Genomic DNA, 18,552 nt, shown 5'->3' on the forward strand with positions numbered 1-18,552 from the left:
ACGGCGTTTTCGAGCAGCGTCCGTCAACCACCTACCCCCGAATCGGTGCGTCTGCATCCCCCGAACCGGTGACCAAATGTCGCCAAATCATTACCGGGCGCTACCCTCACTCGCGTGAAGCACTCCGTGAAGTACTCCAGCACCCCCAAGACGCGACGCGGCCGGGGCCCCGCCCGCCACATCGGCCGTTCCCTCGCCCTCGTCCTGCCTGTCGTCCTGGTGCTCTCCGGGACTCTCGCGGTCACCCGGGTCAACTGGTCGGGCGACGCCTCCGACTCGGTACTCACCGCCTCCGACGTCTCCACCGCGCACCGGGACGCCCCGCGCGCGCCCCACGACGTACTGCGCGACCAGCTCCTCGCCGAGCTTTACGACAAGGACCCGGGCGCCGCGCTCACCCACCTCCAGGCGGCGGTCAACGGCAAGCCGTCACTGGCCAAGCACTGCGCTTCCATCGCCCGTGCCCTCGGCCGCGCCGCCGTCCGCGTCTACGGCCCGACCCGGGCCCAGTCCTACGCCCGCCCGGTCTGCGACACCTCCTTCGCGTCGGGGGTGCTGGCAGCCCACAACTGATCCCGGCAAGGACGCGAGAACGCCGCGCACTTCAGGGGCGCGGGGATGTGCGCGATCCCCGTGGCAGCGGGGAACCGCGCGACCGGCCGCCCGCGTGCGGCACTAGCACACGGGCAGAACCCCGCCCCCACCCAGGCGCCCCCGGGCACGGCCGGGCGCCAGCGTAAAGTGCCGGTCATGACGCATCCGCACGCCGTGTCCCGACCCACGCAAGCCGTGATCCTGGCCGGTGGCCAGGGGTCGCGGCTGCGCCCGTACACCGACGACCGGCCCAAGCCGATGGTGGAGATCCCCGGCACCGGTACGCCGATCATCGGGCACCAGCTGACCTGGCTGGCCGAGGAGGGCGTCACCGACGTGGTGGTCTCCTGCGGCCATCTCGCCGAGGTGCTGCAGAAGTGGCTGGAGACGGCCGACCTGCCGGTGAACGTGACCACGGTCGTCGAGACGGAGCCGCTGGGCCGTGGCGGCGGCCTCAAGTACGCCGCCGCCCGCCTCCCGCACCCGGACCGCCCCTGGTACGCCACCAACGGCGACATCTGGACCCGGTTCTCGCTGCGCGACATGGCCGACTTCCACACCGAGCGCGACGCGGTGGCGACCCTCGCGCTGGCCCGGCCGCGTATCCCGTGGGGGGCGGTGCAGACCGACGGGTTCGGTCACATCACCGACTTCATCGAGGCGCCGCCGTCGACGTTCGAGATCAACGCGGGGGTGTACGTCTTCTCCGCCGGGTTCGCCGGCCTGCTGCCCGAGCGCGGGGACCACGAGCGCACCACGTTCCCGCGGCTGGCGCGGGAACGGCGGCTGGCCGGGTTCCCGATCCCGCAGGGAGCGTACTGGCGGGCCATCGACACGGCGAAGGACCTGACGGAGGCGGCGAAGGAACTGGCCGCCCTGGGGCGGTAGAGCCGACTCGTCTGCCCCGCCACCGCCAACTCGCAGCGCACAGCCGGAAAACCCCGCAGCGCAACCCGCAACCCGCAACCCGCGGAGCGAAAGCCACAGTCCCCGGAACGAACCCGCACCACCGGGCACCACCGCCGGCGATCCACGCGTCGGCCCGCGCCCTCCGCCGGCAGAGCAGGCCGAAGGGGCCCCGCACCACGTGCGGGGCCCCTTCGGCGGCGGGCGCCGGTCCGGTCGGTGGTCCGACGCGGCAGGCCTACCCCAGCAGGCCGCCCACCAGGCCCGGCTGGCCTCCCGAGGACGACGAGGGCGAGCCGCTGTCGGAGCCGCCCGTCGTCGAGGAGCCGCTGGTACCGCCGGAGGTCGGACCGGAGGTGGTGGTGCTGGGCGCCTGCTCGCGCGGCGGGGACTGCTGCGGCGGGGCCTGGCCCGCCGTGCCCTGCGTCTGGCTGGGAGCGCCGCCCGTGGCCGCCCTGCCCGTGTCGCGGGTGGGCGCGGGGGCGGTGGGCGTCCCGTCGGTGGCGGGGGCGGTGGTGGCGGCCTGCGTCGGGGACGACGACCGGCCTGGGCCCTTGCTCGCGCCGCCGCCGGAGGCACTCGGCAGCGGCGACCCCGGCAGCTCGTTGCGCGGCGGCTCGCCCGGCCCGGGCACGACCACCCGGTCGGCGTCCCGGACCGCGCCGCCGAGCAGCGAGCCGATCAGCAGGGTGAGGCCGACCGTGACGGCGGTGAGGAGGGCGCCCCGGCGCAGCACGAAACGGCGCAGCTCCCACAGTTCGGCGCGCGGGCCGAGCCGCCGCCAGGCGCTCGCGGCCAGCCGCCCGTCGACGGAGTACACCGGCGCGCCCGCGATGATCAGCGGGGACCAGGCGGCGAGGTAGATGATGTCGGGTGCGTCGTAGACCGGCACCGTCTTCCAGCTGACGGTGACGATGAGCGCGGCGGACAGCAGCGCGCCGACGACGGCCGCGACCCGCTGCCAGCAGCCGAGGACCGTCAGGACGCCGACGACGACCTGAAGGAAGGCGATGACGAGCCCGGAGCCGACCGGGTGCTGCAGCGCGAACTGCCTGAGCGGCTCGGCGACTTCCCACGGGTGGAGGGTGTTGAGCCACTTCACCATGGAGCCGCGCTCGCCGCCGTCGAAGTAGACGGGGTCGCACAGCTTGCCCATGCCGGCGTAGATGGAGATGAAACCGAGGAACACGCGCAGCGGCAGCAGAACCACGCCGAGGTTCATGCGGCGGCCGGGGTAGTACGCGTGCCGCGCCGGGTCGTCGGCCTGCGGCTTGGAGCGGCGGGAGGCCGACGCCCCGGTGTCGCCCCGGTCCCCGGCGTCGTCGTAGCCGTGGGCGGCCTGGTCGCGTTCGTCGTCGACGCTGCTGACCCCGCGCATCGGCGGCAGCAGCCGGTGTTCCCCGTCGCCGGGGCCGCGCTGGGCGCCGACGACCGGCGTCTGCAGGGTCTGCGCGGTGAGGTCGTGGTCGTATACGTAGTCGTCGCCGGGGTATCCGGAGCCGGGGCCGTCGGTGACGTCGATGCGCGGGATGACCTGGGTGGCCCCGGCGTCGCCCACCGGTTCGTCGACGGCGTGGCCGACGCTGCCGGCCCGTACCGCCTGGAGCAGCCGGTGGGCGCCGGTGTCGTCCGGAGCGGTCTGGCCGCTCCACACGACGGGCCGCCGCCGGGCGGCGCCGGCTCTGCCCGCAGCGCCGGCGCCGGGGATCCGCGCCGTGTCCTCGGCGACGCTCACGCGCCGTCCGATCCGCGGGGACTGGGCACGCCGAGTCGACGTGCCCAACTGCACGCGGAAGCTCGCGTGATTGACGATGACCTGCGCCGGATCGCTCGGCACCTTCACCATGCTCAGCGCGGGAGCGTCATCGAACCCGGAATCGAATCCCGACGAGCGGCCCCCCGTGGGTGTGCGGGGTGTTCTGGTGTCCACACTCATCTAACCGAGTGACGTGTGGTTAGGACACTGCTTTGACCCGCCGGATCTGTCCGGACCCCGTCAAGCTTGCCCGGAACACCCGGATCGCCCCGCACGGGCGACCGGCCGGACACGCGTTCCCACGCGCCGGCCCCGCGCCCGCCTCCAGCACCGCCCTACGGCCCCTCAGGCCCGGCGGCGGGCCGCCTCGTACAGCACGATCCCCGCGGCGACACCCGCGTTCAGCGACTCGGCGCCGCCCGGCATCGGGATCCGCACCCGGAAGTCGCAGGTCTCGCCGACCAGACGGGACAGGCCCTTGCCCTCGCTGCCGACGACGATGACGACCGGCCCCTGAAGGGCCTCCAGCTCGCCCAGCTCGGCCTCGCCGTCGGCGGCGAGACCGACGACCACGATGCCGGCCTTCTTGTACGCCTCCAGAGCGCGCGTCAGGTTCGTCGCGCGGGCGACGGGCGTCCGGGCGGCCGTACCGGCGGACGTCTTCCACGCGCCGGCCGTCATCCCGGCCGCGCGCCGCTCCGGTACGACGACGCCGTGGCCACCGAAGGCGGACACGGACCGCACGACCGCACCGAGGTTGCGCGGGTCGGTCACCCCGTCGAGGGCGACGATCAGCGGGTCCTCGCCCTCGTCGGCGGCCGCGGCGGCCAGGTCCTCGGGGTGGGCGTACTCGTACGGCGGGACCTGGAGGACCAGGCCCTGGTGGTTGAGGCCGTTGGTCATGCGGTCGAGTTCGGGGCGGGGGGCCTCCATGAGGTTGATCCCACCGCGCTCGGCGGCCAGCTGCAGCGCCTCGCGGACCCGCTCGTCGTTGTCGATGAACTGCTGGACGTACAGCGTCGACGCCGGCACGCCCTCGCGGAGTGCCTCGACGACGGGGTTGCGGCCGACGACCAGTTCGGACGTCGAGCGACCGCCGCCGCGCCGCTGCGGCGTGCGGCCCTGGGCGCGGCGCGTCTTCGCCTGTGCGGCGCGCTGCTTGGCGTGCCCCTTGCGCATCTCGGCGGGGGGCGTGGGCCCCTTGCCCTCGAGGCCCCGGCGCCGCTGGCCGCCACTGCCGACCTGCGCGCCCTTCTTGCCGGACATGCGGCGGTTGTTCCCGGCCATGACCTACCCGTCTTCGTGAAGCGTGTGGACGTACGTGAGTGCAAGTGTGCCGCCCGCGAGGCCGGGCGGCACACCCATGGTGTCGCGGTCAGCGCCGGCCGATGCTCCAGCGCGGGCCCTGGGGGCTGTCCTCGATGACCAGCCCGGACCGGCCGAGCTGGTCGCGGATGGCGTCCGCGGTGGCCCAGTCCTTGCGGGCCCGGGCCGCCTCCCGCTGGTCCAGGACCATGTGGACGAGGCTGTCGACCACGGCGTGCAGGTCCTCGCCCCGGTCCGCCTCGCCGGCCCAGTGGGCGTCGAGGGGGTCCAGCCCGAGGACGCCGAGCATCGCCCGCACCTCGGCGAGGCGGGCCACGGCGGCCTCCTTGTCGTCGGCGGCCAGCGCGCTGTTGCCCTGCCGGACGGTGTTGTGCACGACGGCGAGGGCCTGCGGGACGCCCAGGTCGTCGTCCATCGCCTCGGCGAACGCGGCCGGCACCTCGGGGGCCGGCTCGACGGCGCCGCCGGCCAGTTCGACGACGCGCTGCACGAAGCCCTCGATCCGGCCGAAGGCGGCGTCGGCCTCGCGCAGGGCTTCCTCGCTGTACTCGATCATCGACCGGTAGTGCGGGGTGCCCAGGTAGTAGCGGAGCACGATCGGCCGCCACTGCTTGACCATCTCCGAGACGAGCACGCTGTTGCCGAGCGACTTCGACATCTTCTCGCCGCTCATGGTGACCCAGGCGTTGTGCACCCAGTACCGGGCGAACTCGTCGCCGTAGGCCTTGGCCTGCGCGATCTCGTTCTCGTGGTGCGGGAAGACCAGGTCGAGGCCGCCGCCGTGGATGTCGAAGGCGGAGCCCAGGTATTTGTGGGCCATCGCCGAGCACTCCAGGTGCCAGCCGGGGCGGCCGCGGCCCCACGGCGTCTCCCAGCTCGGCTCTCCCGGCTTGGCCGCCTTCCACATCGCGAAGTCCCGCGGGTCCCGCTTGCCGGTCTCGCCCTCGCCCGAGGGCTGCAGGAGGTTCTCCAGCTCCTGGTTGGACAGGCTCAGGTACTCCGGGAAGGACTTCACGTCGAAGTAGACGTTGCCGTCCGCCTCGTAGGCGTGGCCGCGCTCGATCAGGCCGCGCATCATCTCGACCATCTCGGTCACATGGCCGGTGGCGCGCGGCTCGTACGTCGGCGGGAGGCAGCCGAGGGCGTGGTAGCCGTCGGTGAAGGCCCGTTCGTTGTCGTAGCCGATCGACCACCAGGGGCGGCCCTGCTCGGCCGACTTGGTGATGATCTTGTCGTCGATGTCGGTGACGTTGCGGATGAACGTGACGTCGTAGCCGCGGTACGCGAACCAGCGGCGCATGATGTCGAAGTTCAGCCCCGAACGGATGTGCCCGATGTGCGGGGCCGCCTGCACGGTGGCACCACACAGGTAGATCGAGACGCAGCCCGGCGTGAGCGGGGTGAAGTCACGGATCTGCCGGGCGCTGGTGTCGTACAGGCGAATAGTCACGGGTCCAGGGTAGTGGGCGCGGCGCGGCCCCATGCCCCTTGCCCCGGGGAAGGGACCTCACAACCGCCCGACGACCTTGCGCGGCCGGACCCGTACGACCACCCGCTCGGCGTCCTGGCCGGAGGCCGGGTTGAAGTCCGCGTACCGCTTTCCGGTGTACTTCTCGCTGAGCCGGTCGATGAGGTCCTGACCGCCGTCGGTGGTCATCTCGACGGTGCCGCGGATCTCGGCGTACTCGTACGGCTCCGCCGGGTTGAGGACGGTGACCGAGACGCGCGGGTCGCGGCGCAGGTTCAGGTACTTGCGGCGGTCGACGGTCGTGGAGAAGAGGATCTCGTCACCGTCCCGCATCACCCAGACCGGCGACAGCTGCGGGCTGCCGTCGGGCTGGACGGTGCCGACGACGATGAACACCTTGTCGTCGAGCACCGACTTCAGGCGGTCGGACAGTACGGCGGACATGGGCACCCTCCGAGGTCCAGGGGTCACTGGCAGTCGTGTGGGTACCCTCGCACGCCGTCAGCTCACCCGCACCACGAGTGCGGTCGCCACCCCCATCAGCCCCTCCTCGCGGCCCGGGAACCCGAGGCCGTCCGTCGTGGCGCCGGACACGGTCACCGGGGCGCCGGCCGCCTCGGAGAGGATCTTCTCGGCCTCCGCGCGCCGCTTGCCGATCTTCGGGCGGGGTCCGATCACCTGGACCGCGATGTTGCCGATGGCGAAGCCCGCCTCGCGGACGATACGGGCCGCCTCGGTGAGCAGGGTCACCCCGGAGGCGCCGGACCACTCGGGCCGACCGGTGCCGAAGTGCCGGCCCAGGTCGCCGAGGCCCGCCGCCGAGAACAGGGCGTTGCAGGCCGCGTGGGCGACGACGTCGGCGTCGGAGTGGCCGGCCAGGCCGGGCCCCTCGCCGTCCCACCGCAGGCCCGCGCACCACAGCTCGCGGCCCTCCTCGAAGGCGTGGATGTCGGTCCCGATGCCGACCCTGGGGAGCGGCGGCAGGGGCTGCTGCTCAGAAGCCATCGTTCAGCCTCCGCCGGGCCAGGACCGCCTCCGCGAGCACCAGGTCCAGCGGTCGGGTGACCTTGAAGGCCTCCTCGTGGCCGGGCACGGCCACGACCCGCTGCCCCAGTCGCTCGACCATGCCGGCGTCGTCGGTGACCTCACCCGTGACGGTCTCGTGCGCCCGGACGAGGATCGCCCGGTCGAAGCCCTGCGGGGTCTGCACCGCGCGCAGCCGGGCCCGCTCCGGCGTCGACAGCACCGGTTCGGGGTCGCCGGGCGTGGCGGCCGGTTCGACCTCCTTCACCGTGTCCGCGAGCGGCAGCGCGGGCACGACGGCCGGCGCGCCGTCGCGCACCGCCTCGATCACCGCGTCCACGGTGTCGACCGGCACCAGGGGCCGGGCCGCGTCGTGGACGAGGACGATGTCGTAGTCCGGCGGGATCGCGTCGAGGCCGAGCCGCACCGATTCCTGCCGGCTGTCGCCGCCGGGGACGACCGCGAAGTCGGTGCGCTCGGGCAGGGCGTGCGCGTCGAGCAGGGACTTCACTTCCGCCGCGCCGTCCGGCGGTGCCACGACGACCACGAGGGAGACCGCGCGGGAGGCGGCCAGCGCGCGCACGGCGTGGATGAGGATGGGCGTGCCGTTCAGGGTGCGCAGGGCCTTGGGGGCGCCCGGGCCGAGGCGTACGCCGCGGCCGGCGGCGGGGATGACCGCCGCCGTGCGGGCGGTCAGCCGGGCGGTCAGCGGGGAGGGAAGCGAATCGTCAGACATCGGTTCCTGTCAGGTTTGTGGCTTGAGCCTACGTGGGTATGGCCTGGGAGGAGTGCCGGGCGCGACTCCTTGACCGGACCCTTCCGTGACGCACCGGTCGAGGCAGCAGCCCGGGCCCGGCACACCGCGTACCTCGCGCGTTCCCGGTTCGCCCGGTCCGCGCGGGGAGGGTCGGTATCCACGCGCGGGGCACCGGCAGTGGCGTACGAACATGCCGCAGCGCCCGGCGACAGTGATTCGTCATCGGGCACCGCGGCATTTCGATGTGCTGGGTGTGTTGCGCCGGACCGGGGCCCTGACGTCAGGACGCGAGGACCTCGTCGAGCAGCGCCTCGGCCTTGTCCTCGTTGGTGTTCTCCGCGAGGGCGAGCTCGCTCACCAGGATCTGGCGGGCCTTGGCGAGCATGCGCTTCTCACCGGCGGAGAGTCCGCGCTCGCGCTCACGACGCCACAGGTCACGCACGACTTCCGCGACCTTGATGACATCGCCGGACGCGAGCTTCTCCAGATTTGCCTTGTATCGACGGGACCAGTTCGTGGGCTCCTCGGCGTACGGTGCGCGCAGCACCTCGAAGACCCGGTCCAGCCCATCCTGACCGACCACATCACGCACGCCGACGAACTCCGCATTGTCCGCTGGCACACGCACCGTCAGGTCACCCTGGGCGACCTTCAGCACCAAGTAGGTCTTGTCCACGCCTTTGATCTGGCGAGTTTCGATGGCCTCGATCAGCGCGGCCCCGTGATGGGGATAGACCACGGTGTCGCCAACCTTGAACGTCATGTGACAGGTACCCCTTCCGTGGCTATCCAGGGTAACACGGAAACGGCGGTTCCTGAATGGCGTTTTCGCAGGTCAGGGCATATCTCGGGGCTTGACAACAGCGACACGAACGTGCTTCGCGAGGCCTGTGGAAGCGGGTATTCGCAGGTCGGAGCCGCTGTTCACGCGCGGTGAAACACATGCGTCACACGCCTCCCGACCCGCGTCCGGGCAGCCGAACGTCCCCAAATGTCCGGTTCCAGATGTGCGACTTCCGCTACTCCGTTCGGTGGTCGGCGGGTGGTTCCGAGACGTTTCGGAAATTGATCACGCCATCCGCCGAAGGGGCCCTGAAGCACCTCCGAAGGGCACCGGAAGGGAACCCGGAAGGAGCTTCGGAAGCGGCTTCGGAAGTCGCCCCCGAACGGAGCGTGATCCATTTCGGGAGCGGGGGCGCATTCCTTCACAGGAAATCCCCGGCTCGCACGGGTGACGCTTATGTGAATGACGGGCGTCCGCGAGACACCGAAGTGACTGGCGAGTCACTTGTGGAGTGGCTGGCGAGTCACTTGTGGCCGGAGTGAGTGACGGGGATCGGGCATGTGTCGCGAAGGGCGGGACAGCTGTGACCGAGGGCACTCCGGGGGAGCCGCGCGGCCGGGCTGTCCCTTAGAGGCGGGTCGGGTGCGGTGACGCGGGAACGGCTCGATAACCTGAGGCCGCTGACAGATCCTTAGGGCGGCTTAATCAGGAAGGCCGCCCCTGCGTTCAAGGAGTTGCCGCCGCCGTGAGCAGCAGCCTTCGACGCGGCGCCCTCGCCGCCACCGCCCTCGTCCTCTCCGTCGCCCCGCTCTCCGCCTGCGCCGCCGGCAACGACGCGGCCACGCTGCAGATCAAGCCGGACAACGCGGCCACCAGCGTCGGCGTCATCAAGGTCCAGAACGCCCTGGTCATCACCGAGCCCGAACACGAGGACTCCGGGCCCGCCACGGTCTCGGCCACCCTCTTCAACAGCGGCTCCACGGACCAGACGCTGGACTCCGTCACCGTGGAAGGCGCCGGAGCGGCCGAACTGAAGCCCGCCGAGGGCCAGAGCAAGCTCGTCGTCCCGGCCGGCGGTTCGCTGATCCTCGGCGGCAAGGGCAACGCCTCCGCCCTGCTGCCCTCGGCCGGCGAGGCGGTGCAGGACGGCAACGCCCAGCAGGTCACCTTCACCCTCAGCGAGACGGGCGAGGTCGGCCTGCGCGCCTTCGTCGTCCCCGCCGTGAGCGACTACGCCTCCTGGGGCCCGAGCGACGTCCCGAGCGCGTCGGCGACCCCGTCCGCCTCGGAGAGCGCGCAGAGCGAGGAGCCCGCCGGGGGTACGGAGTCGCCGTCGGGTTCGGCCTCCGCCTCGGCTTCGGCCTCTGCCTCGGCGTCGGCCGGCGAGAGCTGATCCGCTCGCCCGCGGACTCCGCGGACCACACGGGAAGGGCGGCACCCGCGCGGGGTGCCGCCCTTCCTGTCATCCGCCGGTCCGTCGGTCCGCCGGTACGGACTGCGGCCTACGGCTCGAACTTGTAGCCCAGCCCCCGCACCGTGACCAGGTAGCGCGGGGCGCCCGGGTCCGGCTCGATCTTGGCGCGCAGGCGCTTGACGTGGACGTCGAGGGTCTTGGTGTCGCCCACGTAGTCCGCGCCCCAGACCCGGTCGATGAGCTGCATCCGGGTGAGGACGCGGCCGGCGTTGCGCAGCAGCATCTCCAGCAGGTCGAACTCCTTGAGGGGGAGGTCGACCTTGGAACCGGAGACCGTCACGACGTGGCGGTCGACGTCCATGCGCACCGGACCGGCCTCCAGCGCGGCCGGAGCGACCTCCTCCGGCTCCCCGCGCCGCCGCAGCACGGCGCGGATGCGGGCCACCAGCTCCCGCGACGAGAACGGCTTGGTGACGTAGTCGTCGGCGCCTATCTCCAGACCGACGACCTTGTCGATCTCGCTGTCCTTGGCGGTCACCATGATCACGGGAACGTTGGAGCGGCCGCGCAGCTGACGGCATACCTCCGTACCGGGCAGCCCCGGCAGCATCAGGTCGAGGAGGACGAGATCGGCGCCGTTGCGCTCGAACTCGTCGAGGCCGTCGGGGCCGGTCGCCGCGACGGCGACCTCGAAGCCCTCCTTGCGGAGCATGTACGACAGGGCGTCGGAGAAGGACTCCTCGTCCTCGACGACGAGCACACGGGTCACGGATGGACCTCCGGAGCGGAAAGCGTTTCGTACGCGGTGGAGTCGGGGGGTTGGTGGGTTCGGGTGTGGGAGGGAACGTGGGAGGAGGCGTGCGAGGTACGGGCCGAGCTGTGGGGGGAAGCCTGGTGCGGGTCCGCGTTCGCGGAGGGACCGGGGGTGCGGTCGGCGGAGGGGCCGGGGGCCGGTCCGGCGGCGGGGCCGGAGGCCGGAGGGGTGCCGTACGCGGAGTCGTCGTACGGACGGGAGCCGTCGTACGCGGACTCGTCGTACGGGCCGAACTCGTCCTCGTACGGGCCGGACTCGTCGTCGTACGGAGCGTTCGCGATGCCGGGGCCGGACTGGCCGCGGTCCCGGCCGGTGCCCGCCTCCGGGAGCCGCAGGGTGAAGGTGGAGCCCTGTCCCTCGGCGCTCCACACCGTGACCTCCCCGCCGTGCGAGGCGACCACGTGCTTGACGATCGCCAGCCCGAGGCCCGTGCCGCCGGTGGCCCGGGAGCGGGCCGGGTCGACGCGGTAGAAGCGCTCGAAGATGCGGTCCTTGTCCTTGTCGGAGATGCCGATGCCCTGGTCGGTGACGGCGATCTCGATCATGTCCCCGCCGGGCGCGGTCACCCGGCGCGCGGCGATGCCGACGCGGGTGCGGGCCGGGGAGTAGTTCACGGCGTTCTCGACGAGATTGCCGAGCGCGGCGGCCAGCTGACCGCGGTGCCCCCACACGCGCAGGTCGGCGGTTCCGCCGGCGGCCATGGTGATCTGCTTGGTGCCCGCCTGGTGCCGGCAGCGGTCCATGGCCTCGGCGACCAGCTCGTCCACCCGGACCGGCTCGGCGTCCTCCAGCGGGTCGTCGTTCTGCACCCGGGAGAGGTCGATGAGTTCCTGGACGAGGTTGGTCAGGCGGGTGGCCTCGATCTGCATGCGGCCGGCGAAGCGCTGGACGGCCTCCGGGTCGTCCGAGGCGTCCAGGACGGCCTCGGAGAGGAGGGAGAGCGCGCCGACCGGGGTCTTGAGCTCATGGCTGACGTTCGCGACGAAGTCGCGCCGTACCGCCTCGATGCGCCGGGCCTCGGTGAGATCCTCGACGAGGAGGAGCACCAGCCGGGAGCCGAGGGGGGCGACCCGCGCGGAGACGGCGAGCGCCTCGCCGCGGCCGGTGCCGCGCCGCGGGAGGTCCAGCTCGACCTGGCGTATCTCCCCGTCCCGCCGGGTGTCCCGGGCCATCTGCAGCATGGGTTCCACGGAGAGCTTGCCGCCGCGGACCAGGCCGAGGGCGTACGCGGCCGAGCTGGCCTTGACGACCCCGTCGGCCTCGTCGAGGACGACGGCGGAGGACCGCAGCACGGAGAGCACGGTGTCGACGCCCGGGGGCAGCACGGGGTCGGTGTGCAGCGAGGTGCGGGTGGGGCGTTTGAGGTCGCGCTCGCTCCAGCGGAACGCCAGCATGGCGATGACACCGGTGAGCACACCGGCGATCGCAGCCGCTGCGGCGACCGCCGCGTTCACGTCCATGCGTCAAGGTTAGGCATGGCGAAGGACCTGGCCACAGCTGTCGCGGTGCGACCTCGAACACTCGTCGCCCAGAGTTCACCTTGGAGCCAGGGGTGGTTCATTTGGGGTGACGGAAACCGACGCGTACGGGGCGGAACGTGGGAACGTGGCCCCAGGAACACGGAGGAGAGGGAACCCTGATGCGTGACGCGTACCACGAGGAACTGGACTCGATCGGCGACGGTCTGGTGGAGATGGCCCGGCTGGTCGGATCGGCGATCGGACGCGCCACCACCGCGATGCTCGACGCCGACCTGAAGCTGGCCGAGAGTGTGATCGAGGGCGACAAGAAGGTCGACGAGCTGCAGCACGACCTGGAGGCCCGGGCGATAGCACTGCTGGCCCGGCAGCAGCCGGTGGCGACGGACCTGCGGATCGTGGTGACGTCGCTGCGGATGTCCGCGGACCTGGAGCGGTCCGGCGACCTCGCCCAGCACGTCGCCAAGCTGGCGCGGCTGCGGTTCCCGGAGCGGGCGGTTCCGCGTGACCTGCACGCGACGATCCTGGAGATGGGCCAGCTGGCGCAGCGCCTGATGGCGAAGGCCGCCGAGGTGATCATCACCAAGGACGTCGACCTGGCGCTGCAGCTTGAGCAGGACGACGACGAGATGGACCTGCTGCACCGGACCCTGTTCCAGCACCTGATGGACGAGCGCTGGAAGCACGGCATCGAGACGGCGGTCGACGTCACGCTGCTGGGCCGCTACTACGAGCGGTACGCCGACCACGCGGTCGCCGTCGCCAAGCGCGTCATCTTCCTCGTCACCGGTGAGCACGCGGACGACCTCCAGCAGGACCTCCCGCCGGAGATCCAGCCGACCATGCCGGAGCCCGAGGGGGCGTAACGGGGCCCCGCGGGGCTCCCCGGCCGGCCCAGGGGCGCGTGCAAGCCACTGTGCGCCGTTGATGCGCCCAGTGATCGGGGCATCCAATGGGCAAAGGCACGCAGCCTCTAGGCACGAAGCCTCAAGGAGGGACCATGGCCGATTCCCCCAGCACGAACCCCGACCCCGCGCAGGAACGCCCGACCGAGGAACCCACGCCGATCACCAGTCTCAACCTGATCGCCGCCTGCGGCTGCGGCTCGGGCTGCGGCTGCGGCTGCCAGTCGGGGGCGCCCTGCCAGTGCGGCTGAGCACGGCACCCGGCGTACGACGAAGAGGGGCCCGGCGACACCACGTGATGCCGCCGGGCCCCTCTTCGCTGCGCTCCCTCACGGGGCGCAGGCCCGCGCGATCGACAGACTGTTCTCGTACAGGTGATGCCGCACGATCCGTCCGTTCTCCACGGTGAGCCGCAGCGCGAACGGTCCCTCGAAGGACTTGCCGGTGGCGCGTACGGTCCCCGCCAGGTACCCCGTCACCACGGCGTCGGGGCCGTCCACGACCACCGCGTCGACGGACGCCCGAGCCGCCTCCGGCACGGTGTGCTCCGCCAGTTCGGCTCCCTGAGCCGCGCATTCGGCGGCGGTGGACCGGGGCCGGATCCACGGCACCCCGGGATTCTCGGCGAGCACCCAGTCCACCTCGTCGGCGAACAACTCGACCAGCCGCCCGGTGTCCCCGGCCAGCCTCGCCGCGAGGAACTCCGCCACCACAGCCCGGGTGGTCCCGGCCTCGGTCCCCACAGACATACCCGCTCCCTTCACCGACACGACTCCCGACACGACTCCTGACACGACTCCCGGCGGGGCGTCCTGCCGGGAGTCCGATCCTTCCTGTCGGGGCCGGGGTGGTCGATTACCTCGGGGGTCATGCCGCTGTCTCGGGGGCCATGCCGCCCCGGATCTCGGGGGGTCATGCCGCCCCGGATCTCGGGGGGCCATGCCGAGATCTCAGGGGTCATGCCGCCCCGCGGCGGTCGTCCACGCCTCGTTCGGGGTTGCCGTGCCTCGCTGCTCCGCCGCAGGATCGGGGGATGTCCACATCGATCGGCGCACGCACCGCCGACCCGTGCCCGCGGTGCCTCGTCGACCACGTCCGCACGGGCCTCCCCGAATTCGTCGGAGAGGGCACGGTCGTCGCCTACGGCTGCGACCGCTGCGGCCACACGTGGTCCCGCCCGGTCGAGGACGACCTCGACGTGCACGACACCGTACGGGTCGACCTCCCCCACGCCACCCTCTACGGCACCGTCCGGCAGGTGGCGGACGACCGGGTCGAGGTGCACGACACGAAGAGCGGCCGGGTGGTGTGGGCCGAGCTGTGGAGGGTCATCCTCTACTGACCACCCCCTCCCCCCACGCCAGGCCGCTCCTACTCCAAGTGATCGCGCACGACGTCGAGGAACGCCCGCCGGTTGGGACGTATGTACGCCCAGACCCTCTCGTCCTGCGGATCCCCCGGGTCGTCGGGGCCGTTTCTGATCACGTTCTGGACGTCGTACGCCAGACGACGTGCCGCCTCGTTCACCTCGGGCGCGCACAGCATGTGGATGGTCTTCTGCGCCACCCACATCCTGTCGATGGACTGCTTCGCCCGGGCTTGCCACTGCTCGTCAGCCATTCCGTGGTGGTAGCGGTCCACGGCGACCCGTTCGGCTTCCTGCACCGCCGACAGGAAGCCGACGAGATGGGTGACGCGTTCGTCGCGACGCGCCTCGGCACGTTCACGAGCGCTCCGTCGCATCTCGGCCCGCTCCGACGCACGCCCCAGCGAGTACTGGGCCAACGTCGATACGCCTCCGCCGAGTACCACACCGAACAACGGCAAAAGTGTCGATGTCACACCTCACCGTGACACCGCCCCGACGGCCGTCATGGCTTTTCCGTGTATTTCACACATTCTCGCTCCGCGTGGTATATCCCCGCATGGTGTATCCGAGCCCTCGGCCGCCGCTCAACGAATGGCCTGGGCGCGGCTCCACCCCCCTCGCCGCCGACCGGCCTTCGCCGTGCCTTCCCGCCCGCTGCTCCCCACTCGATCCGGCGTGCTGCCCAACGGGCCACTCGGAACTGGCGGTGAGGAATTGAACCGGACACTGACACGGCCCACGTGCCCCCTCTGGGGACACGGCACGTCGAGCGGTCGCGGCGCCGGGTCGATGACGGCGTACGTCGCACGCTCGCACCCTCGTCGGCGAGGCCAACCCGCGGGGTATTTAGGCCGGTTGTGGTCCGAAGTGTGACCAGAAGCCGGGTTACCCGCGACCTTCCGGGGAAGGATTTCAAGTGCATGTCAGTGAGTCAGAGGGGGCTGCTCATGAGCGATACATCACGGTCACGACCCGACAGGACAGAGCCGGGGCCGCCGTCTGCGCGCGGCACCGACCGCTTCAGCGACGGTCCCCCTGATCCCCTCGCCTCGCTGCTGGCCAAGGTCAACAACGGGGAACACATTCCGACCCTTGGAGACAACGCGGACGGCGAAGACCGCGACCCGCGTGACGAGGAATGGCGGGAACATGACCGCCGCGGCCCCTATGCGCAGGGGCGTCGCCGGAGGAACTGACGCAAGGCCGGGTCCCCGTCTGGGGCGGGCCGCCGCGTGAGGCACGACCCGTGTCACGCTTTCACTGACGCTAGGTGCCCCGCGGCAGCAAACCTTGTTGCCCGGTGAGCCACCTATCGGCTTCGATCGTAGCCATGACCGACGGCGCCACAGTCGACGTTGCCGACGAGGAAATCCTCAGCAGCCAGATCCTCCGGGGTCTCAAGGCACTCCGTGATCATCTGGGCTGCTCGCTGCACGAGGCCCTGGACGTCCTTGCCGCCAGGTACGAGGTACTGAGGGTGGAGCGTCCGGGCGACTTCATATGTGGTCATGACGAGTACTGGGCCGGCTTCCACTCGTGAGGGTGTGCCTGCCGCTGACAGGCTGCGTCGAACGCACTCAGCTTGGGAAGCTGCGGACATCGAGAACCGTTCCTGAGCGCTGACCTGCTCGAACAGCAGGTTCGCGACCTCTGCGAACCCGGCTGCCTTCACCGTGATTCCCCGCGGTTCCCCGCTCGATCTGGTGCGCTTGTGGTGCGGTCGCTATCGGTATTGGGCCCTACGAACCGGCCCGCCTGCAAGCGCCTCAGAGATGCTGCTTGGCAGCTCTGACCAGTCGGCTGATGCCGTCACGAGTCCGGGCCCTGCCCTCGTCGAGGTCTGTTCTGCTGTCTGTCTTGGACAGTGCCGTGATGTTGGCAAGCACGTCCTCTGCGGACCGGCTCAGCGCCTCGTCATCGATCAGCATCTGCACTCGAAACAGCGCCTCTTGCGCCTTGGAGCGCAGGTCGTAGGCACGGATCCGCACCGTGTCAGGGGCCTCCGGCGGTGGCTGTTCGTGCTCGCAGAACCAGAGGTGCACCAGGCAGCGGCGATAGTTGACCAACGCGCCGGCGTAGGCGGAGAAGGCATCGAGACGCTCCCGCCGCAGCTTCTCGCGGCGTGTGAGCTGGTGGCTCCTGTCGGTGGTGCGCTGCTGGAACGCCATAGTGATCCCCGAACCGAGCAGCGTCCCCAGGACGGCTATGCCACTGGCGATGATGGTCTCCGCAGCCCAAGTTGATCACGAGACGGGACGGCCGAGCTTGGAACCCCGAGGTGATGTCTGACCCTCGTGCCATCATCCTTGCGTGCTGAAGATCCCCGGCTACGAAGGTGGCCCTCTGGTGCAGGGCACTGCTTACCTGGACGATCCGTTGTTCTGGCCCGTGCACCTCGGCTCCTGCCTGCGTGGGGAGGACGCACAACGAGCTGCGTTCGGCGCCGACTGGGACGCGGCAATGGATCTGTACCATGCGTTGTCCGCCGAGCGGGAGTGGCCGGTGTTCAGGGTGCCTCTGTCCTCGGGGCACACGGTCCATGCCGTCTACCGCAACATCGAGGACGACCGCGGGGTGGACTATCTGATACATCACCCGGCGTGGTCCGTAGCGGAGACCCTCGCTGTGGATGACGGGCATTTCATGGGGCCCGGCACGGCCTGGCCGGAGTTGCTGTCCACTGCCCGACAGCCGGCCACGGAAGGCGCTGCCGACCCCGACGTCCGCCTCTTGCTCCTCTTTCCGACACTCGGCGACGCGCGGCTTCCCGACGACGCAGCCGTTGCCCTCACCACGGCGCTCACCGCCCTTACCCTGGTCGAAGAGCCTGCCGAAGTGGCGGACATGCTCCTGGAGAACCAGGGCCAATGGACTCCCGCTCACTGGAGGCGCGCAGACGGTGTCTGGATCAACGACGGTGGGCACTCGTACCGAAACCCCGGCAACGCCTTCGCTCTGCCCGAGCATCGCCTTCGAGAGATCAGTAACGCACTGAACGACGGGGAAGCGGCGGCTCACCAGACATCTGGCTGAAGCTCTGAGCTGGGGAAGCTCGGGTTCTCTCCGGACGGCTTCAAGGGGCTGTCCTGCGGCGGATCCGGAACGGGAACAGGGTGGCTGCTGGCGGTTCCCCGCTAATCCCCTTGGCTCTCCGCCAGATCTGGTACGCAGCTGGCACGCAACTGGCAAGCTGTTCGGTGCGCCGCCAGCAGTTGGCAGGGCGCGCGAACTCTACTCGTACGCCCCTACGATGCAGGCCATGGGCACATCCGATGCCGAACCACTCATACGCGCCTGCTGGCTCTCCTGGCTCGCGGTCGCGACGGTAGATCGCGCGGAAGTCGCGAAGGCCCTCGGCTTGACGGACATACGGGAGACCACCTGGGCCGACGGGGTGGAACTCATCGACCAGGTGGCACACGACGAGGAGGAGCCGTTCTCCGCGGTCGTCGTCGTTCCACCCATGCGGGGGTGGACCCTGGTCGTCGGACCGTACTTCGGCCTGCCCTATCCGGAGCAAACGGCGCATGTCTCCGAGCTATGCCGAGCGTTGAGCGAGCGGTTCGGCGCAGCCCAACTCTTCTTCCACAGTGAGCAGAACGACGGGGAGGCGTGGCTGATCGCCGAACACGGGCGGATCGTCAGACGGTGGATCAGTGAGTACCCGGAGCTCGCGCTGGGCGAACCGTTCGGAGTCGAGCGACGACTCCTCGACACATTCGGCATCCTGGGGAAGCCCGAGGAGCTCGACTCTGGCAGTGATTTGGCCTGCGACTGGGCGGCGACCTTTGGTGATTGCTGGGCGACGACGGTCGCGGAGGAAGCCAGCGTCAACCCCACCACAGCCGCCGCCCAGCCCTCGAACAGCAGCATGCTGGTGGCGGTCGCGCCCACCATTGCGTAGGTGCACCGGCCGGCCACCACGGGCAGCCTGGCCGACGTGGAGGTCAGGACGGGA

At 71.0% G+C, this 18,552-nt stretch carries 21 protein-coding genes; 9 read left to right on the plus strand and 12 right to left on the minus strand.

Features of this window, described 5'->3' with window-relative positions:
- The first annotated feature begins 114 nt into the window (after positions 1–114).
- On the plus strand, positions 115–573 hold the full coding sequence (locus AC3ET3_RS34820; RefSeq protein ID WP_432138865.1) for a hypothetical protein: 459 nt from the start codon (positions 115–117) through the stop codon (positions 571–573).
- 177 nt (positions 574–750) lie between these two features.
- Positions 751–1,482: a nucleotidyltransferase family protein gene (locus AC3ET3_RS34825; RefSeq protein ID WP_432138866.1), complete on the plus strand. Its 732-nt coding sequence runs from the start codon at positions 751–753 to the stop codon at positions 1,480–1,482.
- Between the two features lie 256 nt (positions 1,483–1,738).
- On the opposite strand, the gene AC3ET3_RS34830 is transcribed toward AC3ET3_RS34825, so the two are convergent.
- The 7 genes from AC3ET3_RS34830 to AC3ET3_RS34860 all read right to left on the minus strand — a co-directional run bounded on the left by AC3ET3_RS34830 (position 1,739) and on the right by AC3ET3_RS34860 (position 8,593).
- Positions 1,739–3,436, minus strand: a complete 1,698-nt coding sequence (locus AC3ET3_RS34830) for a DoxX family membrane protein (RefSeq protein ID WP_435613598.1) — start codon at positions 3,434–3,436, stop codon at positions 1,739–1,741.
- 165 nt (positions 3,437–3,601) lie between these two features.
- A complete protein-coding gene (gene rlmB, locus AC3ET3_RS34835) occupies positions 3,602–4,543 on the minus strand; it encodes a 23S rRNA (guanosine(2251)-2'-O)-methyltransferase RlmB (RefSeq protein WP_432138868.1) in 942 nt (313 codons plus the stop codon).
- 88 nt (positions 4,544–4,631) lie between these two features.
- Positions 4,632–6,032, minus strand: a complete 1,401-nt coding sequence (cysS, locus tag AC3ET3_RS34840) for a cysteine--tRNA ligase (RefSeq protein ID WP_432138869.1) — start codon at positions 6,030–6,032, stop codon at positions 4,632–4,634.
- 57 nt (positions 6,033–6,089) lie between these two features.
- Positions 6,090–6,494, minus strand: a complete 405-nt coding sequence (locus AC3ET3_RS34845; RefSeq protein WP_432138870.1) for a PPOX class F420-dependent oxidoreductase — start codon at positions 6,492–6,494, stop codon at positions 6,090–6,092.
- A 57-nt stretch (positions 6,495–6,551) separates the two neighbouring features.
- Positions 6,552–7,055 (minus strand): 2-C-methyl-D-erythritol 2,4-cyclodiphosphate synthase, encoded by a 504-nt coding sequence (ispF, locus tag AC3ET3_RS34850; RefSeq protein ID WP_432138871.1) that lies wholly within the window; start codon positions 7,053–7,055, stop codon positions 6,552–6,554.
- The gene (gene ispD / locus AC3ET3_RS34855; RefSeq protein ID WP_432158621.1) at positions 7,045–7,809 is read right to left on the minus strand and encodes a 2-C-methyl-D-erythritol 4-phosphate cytidylyltransferase; all 765 of its coding nucleotides are present in this window, start codon (positions 7,807–7,809) and stop codon (positions 7,045–7,047) included. Before ispD ends, ispF begins: the two co-directional genes overlap by 11 nt.
- A 301-nt stretch (positions 7,810–8,110) precedes the next feature.
- Positions 8,111–8,593 carry a CarD family transcriptional regulator gene (locus AC3ET3_RS34860; protein ID WP_003953493.1) on the minus strand — a complete coding sequence of 161 codons (483 nt, stop codon included), beginning with the start codon at positions 8,591–8,593 and terminating at the stop codon, positions 8,111–8,113.
- 766 nt (positions 8,594–9,359) lie between these two features.
- Between AC3ET3_RS34860 and AC3ET3_RS34865 the strand changes: the two genes are divergently transcribed.
- Entirely contained in the window at positions 9,360–10,007 is a 648-nt protein-coding gene (locus tag AC3ET3_RS34865) for a copper chaperone PCu(A)C domain-containing protein (RefSeq protein ID WP_435613599.1), read from the plus strand.
- Positions 10,008–10,116: 109 nt separating this feature from the next.
- On the opposite strand, the gene phoP is transcribed toward AC3ET3_RS34865, so the two are convergent.
- Positions 10,117–10,788: a two-component system response regulator PhoP gene (gene phoP, locus AC3ET3_RS34870; RefSeq protein ID WP_467163958.1), complete on the minus strand. Its 672-nt coding sequence runs from the start codon at positions 10,786–10,788 to the stop codon at positions 10,117–10,119.
- A 5-nt stretch (positions 10,789–10,793) separates the two neighbouring features.
- On the minus strand, positions 10,794–12,302 hold the full coding sequence (locus AC3ET3_RS34875) for a sensor histidine kinase (RefSeq protein WP_435613600.1): 1,509 nt from the start codon (positions 12,300–12,302) through the stop codon (positions 10,794–10,796).
- A 179-nt stretch (positions 12,303–12,481) separates the two neighbouring features.
- On the opposite strand from AC3ET3_RS34875, the gene phoU reads away from it, so the two are divergent.
- Both phoU and AC3ET3_RS34885 read left to right on the plus strand, forming a co-directional pair.
- Positions 12,482–13,186: a phosphate signaling complex protein PhoU gene (gene phoU / locus AC3ET3_RS34880; protein WP_432138875.1), complete on the plus strand. Its 705-nt coding sequence runs from the start codon at positions 12,482–12,484 to the stop codon at positions 13,184–13,186.
- Between the two features lie 134 nt (positions 13,187–13,320).
- Positions 13,321–13,476 carry a hypothetical protein gene (locus AC3ET3_RS34885; RefSeq protein ID WP_432138876.1) on the plus strand — a complete coding sequence of 52 codons (156 nt, stop codon included), beginning with the start codon at positions 13,321–13,323 and terminating at the stop codon, positions 13,474–13,476.
- A gap of 78 nt (positions 13,477–13,554) precedes the next feature.
- Here the strand turns inward: AC3ET3_RS34885 and AC3ET3_RS34890 are convergent, their stop codons facing one another.
- On the minus strand, positions 13,555–13,974 hold the full coding sequence (locus AC3ET3_RS34890) for a nuclear transport factor 2 family protein (protein ID WP_432158618.1): 420 nt from the start codon (positions 13,972–13,974) through the stop codon (positions 13,555–13,557).
- A gap of 284 nt (positions 13,975–14,258) precedes the next feature.
- Here AC3ET3_RS34890 and AC3ET3_RS34895 point away from each other — a divergent pair, with 284 nt between their 5' ends.
- Complete coding sequence (locus AC3ET3_RS34895; protein WP_432138878.1) at positions 14,259–14,567, plus strand: hypothetical protein; 309 nt, start codon at positions 14,259–14,261, stop codon at positions 14,565–14,567.
- A 29-nt stretch (positions 14,568–14,596) separates the two neighbouring features.
- Here the strand turns inward: AC3ET3_RS34895 and AC3ET3_RS34900 are convergent, their stop codons facing one another.
- Positions 14,597–15,046 (minus strand): hypothetical protein, encoded by a 450-nt coding sequence (locus AC3ET3_RS34900; RefSeq protein WP_432158617.1) that lies wholly within the window; start codon positions 15,044–15,046, stop codon positions 14,597–14,599.
- A gap of 878 nt (positions 15,047–15,924) precedes the next feature.
- Between AC3ET3_RS34900 and AC3ET3_RS34905 the strand changes: the two genes are divergently transcribed.
- Complete coding sequence (locus AC3ET3_RS34905; protein ID WP_435613601.1) at positions 15,925–16,134, plus strand: hypothetical protein; 210 nt, start codon at positions 15,925–15,927, stop codon at positions 16,132–16,134.
- A gap of 226 nt (positions 16,135–16,360) precedes the next feature.
- On the opposite strand, the gene AC3ET3_RS34910 is transcribed toward AC3ET3_RS34905, so the two are convergent.
- Positions 16,361–16,762, minus strand: a complete 402-nt coding sequence (locus AC3ET3_RS34910; RefSeq protein WP_435613602.1) for a hypothetical protein — start codon at positions 16,760–16,762, stop codon at positions 16,361–16,363.
- Between the two features lie 142 nt (positions 16,763–16,904).
- On the opposite strand from AC3ET3_RS34910, the gene AC3ET3_RS34915 reads away from it, so the two are divergent.
- Both AC3ET3_RS34915 and AC3ET3_RS34920 read left to right on the plus strand, forming a co-directional pair.
- Complete coding sequence (locus AC3ET3_RS34915; protein WP_435613603.1) at positions 16,905–17,627, plus strand: hypothetical protein; 723 nt, start codon at positions 16,905–16,907, stop codon at positions 17,625–17,627.
- Positions 17,628–17,853: 226 nt separating this feature from the next.
- Positions 17,854–18,498 (plus strand): hypothetical protein, encoded by a 645-nt coding sequence (locus AC3ET3_RS34920; protein WP_435613604.1) that lies wholly within the window; start codon positions 17,854–17,856, stop codon positions 18,496–18,498.
- Positions 18,499–18,552 lie beyond the last annotated feature (54 nt).

Source organism: Streptomyces sp. bgisy159, from assembly GCF_057707805.1.

Excerpts from the sequence above, each read along its gene's own strand:
- ispD (WP_432158621.1), bottom strand. The coding sequence starts at position 7,809 with ATGTCTGACGATTCGCTTCCCTCCCCGCTGACCGCCCGGCTGACCGCC.
- AC3ET3_RS34875 (WP_435613600.1), bottom strand. The coding sequence starts at position 12,302 with ATGGACGTGAACGCGGCGGTCGCCGCAGCGGCTGCGATCGCCGGTGTG.
- AC3ET3_RS34920 (WP_435613604.1), top strand. The coding sequence starts at position 17,854 with ATGGGCACATCCGATGCCGAACCACTCATACGCGCCTGCTGGCTCTCC.
- phoU (WP_432138875.1), top strand. The coding sequence starts at position 12,482 with ATGCGTGACGCGTACCACGAGGAACTGGACTCGATCGGCGACGGTCTG.
- AC3ET3_RS34845 (WP_432138870.1), bottom strand. The coding sequence starts at position 6,494 with ATGTCCGCCGTACTGTCCGACCGCCTGAAGTCGGTGCTCGACGACAAG.
- AC3ET3_RS34885 (WP_432138876.1), top strand. The coding sequence starts at position 13,321 with ATGGCCGATTCCCCCAGCACGAACCCCGACCCCGCGCAGGAACGCCCG.
- rlmB (WP_432138868.1), bottom strand. The coding sequence starts at position 4,543 with ATGGCCGGGAACAACCGCCGCATGTCCGGCAAGAAGGGCGCGCAGGTC.
- AC3ET3_RS34910 (WP_435613602.1), bottom strand. The coding sequence starts at position 16,762 with ATGGCGTTCCAGCAGCGCACCACCGACAGGAGCCACCAGCTCACACGC.
- AC3ET3_RS34830 (WP_435613598.1), bottom strand. The coding sequence starts at position 3,436 with ATGAGTGTGGACACCAGAACACCCCGCACACCCACGGGGGGCCGCTCG.
- ispF (WP_432138871.1), bottom strand. The coding sequence starts at position 7,055 with ATGGCTTCTGAGCAGCAGCCCCTGCCGCCGCTCCCCAGGGTCGGCATC.
- AC3ET3_RS34895 (WP_432138878.1), top strand. The coding sequence starts at position 14,259 with ATGTCCACATCGATCGGCGCACGCACCGCCGACCCGTGCCCGCGGTGC.
- AC3ET3_RS34860 (WP_003953493.1), bottom strand. The coding sequence starts at position 8,593 with ATGACGTTCAAGGTTGGCGACACCGTGGTCTATCCCCATCACGGGGCC.
- AC3ET3_RS34890 (WP_432158618.1), bottom strand. The coding sequence starts at position 13,974 with ATGTCTGTGGGGACCGAGGCCGGGACCACCCGGGCTGTGGTGGCGGAG.
- AC3ET3_RS34825 (WP_432138866.1), top strand. The coding sequence starts at position 751 with ATGACGCATCCGCACGCCGTGTCCCGACCCACGCAAGCCGTGATCCTG.
- AC3ET3_RS34905 (WP_435613601.1), top strand. The coding sequence starts at position 15,925 with ATGACCGACGGCGCCACAGTCGACGTTGCCGACGAGGAAATCCTCAGC.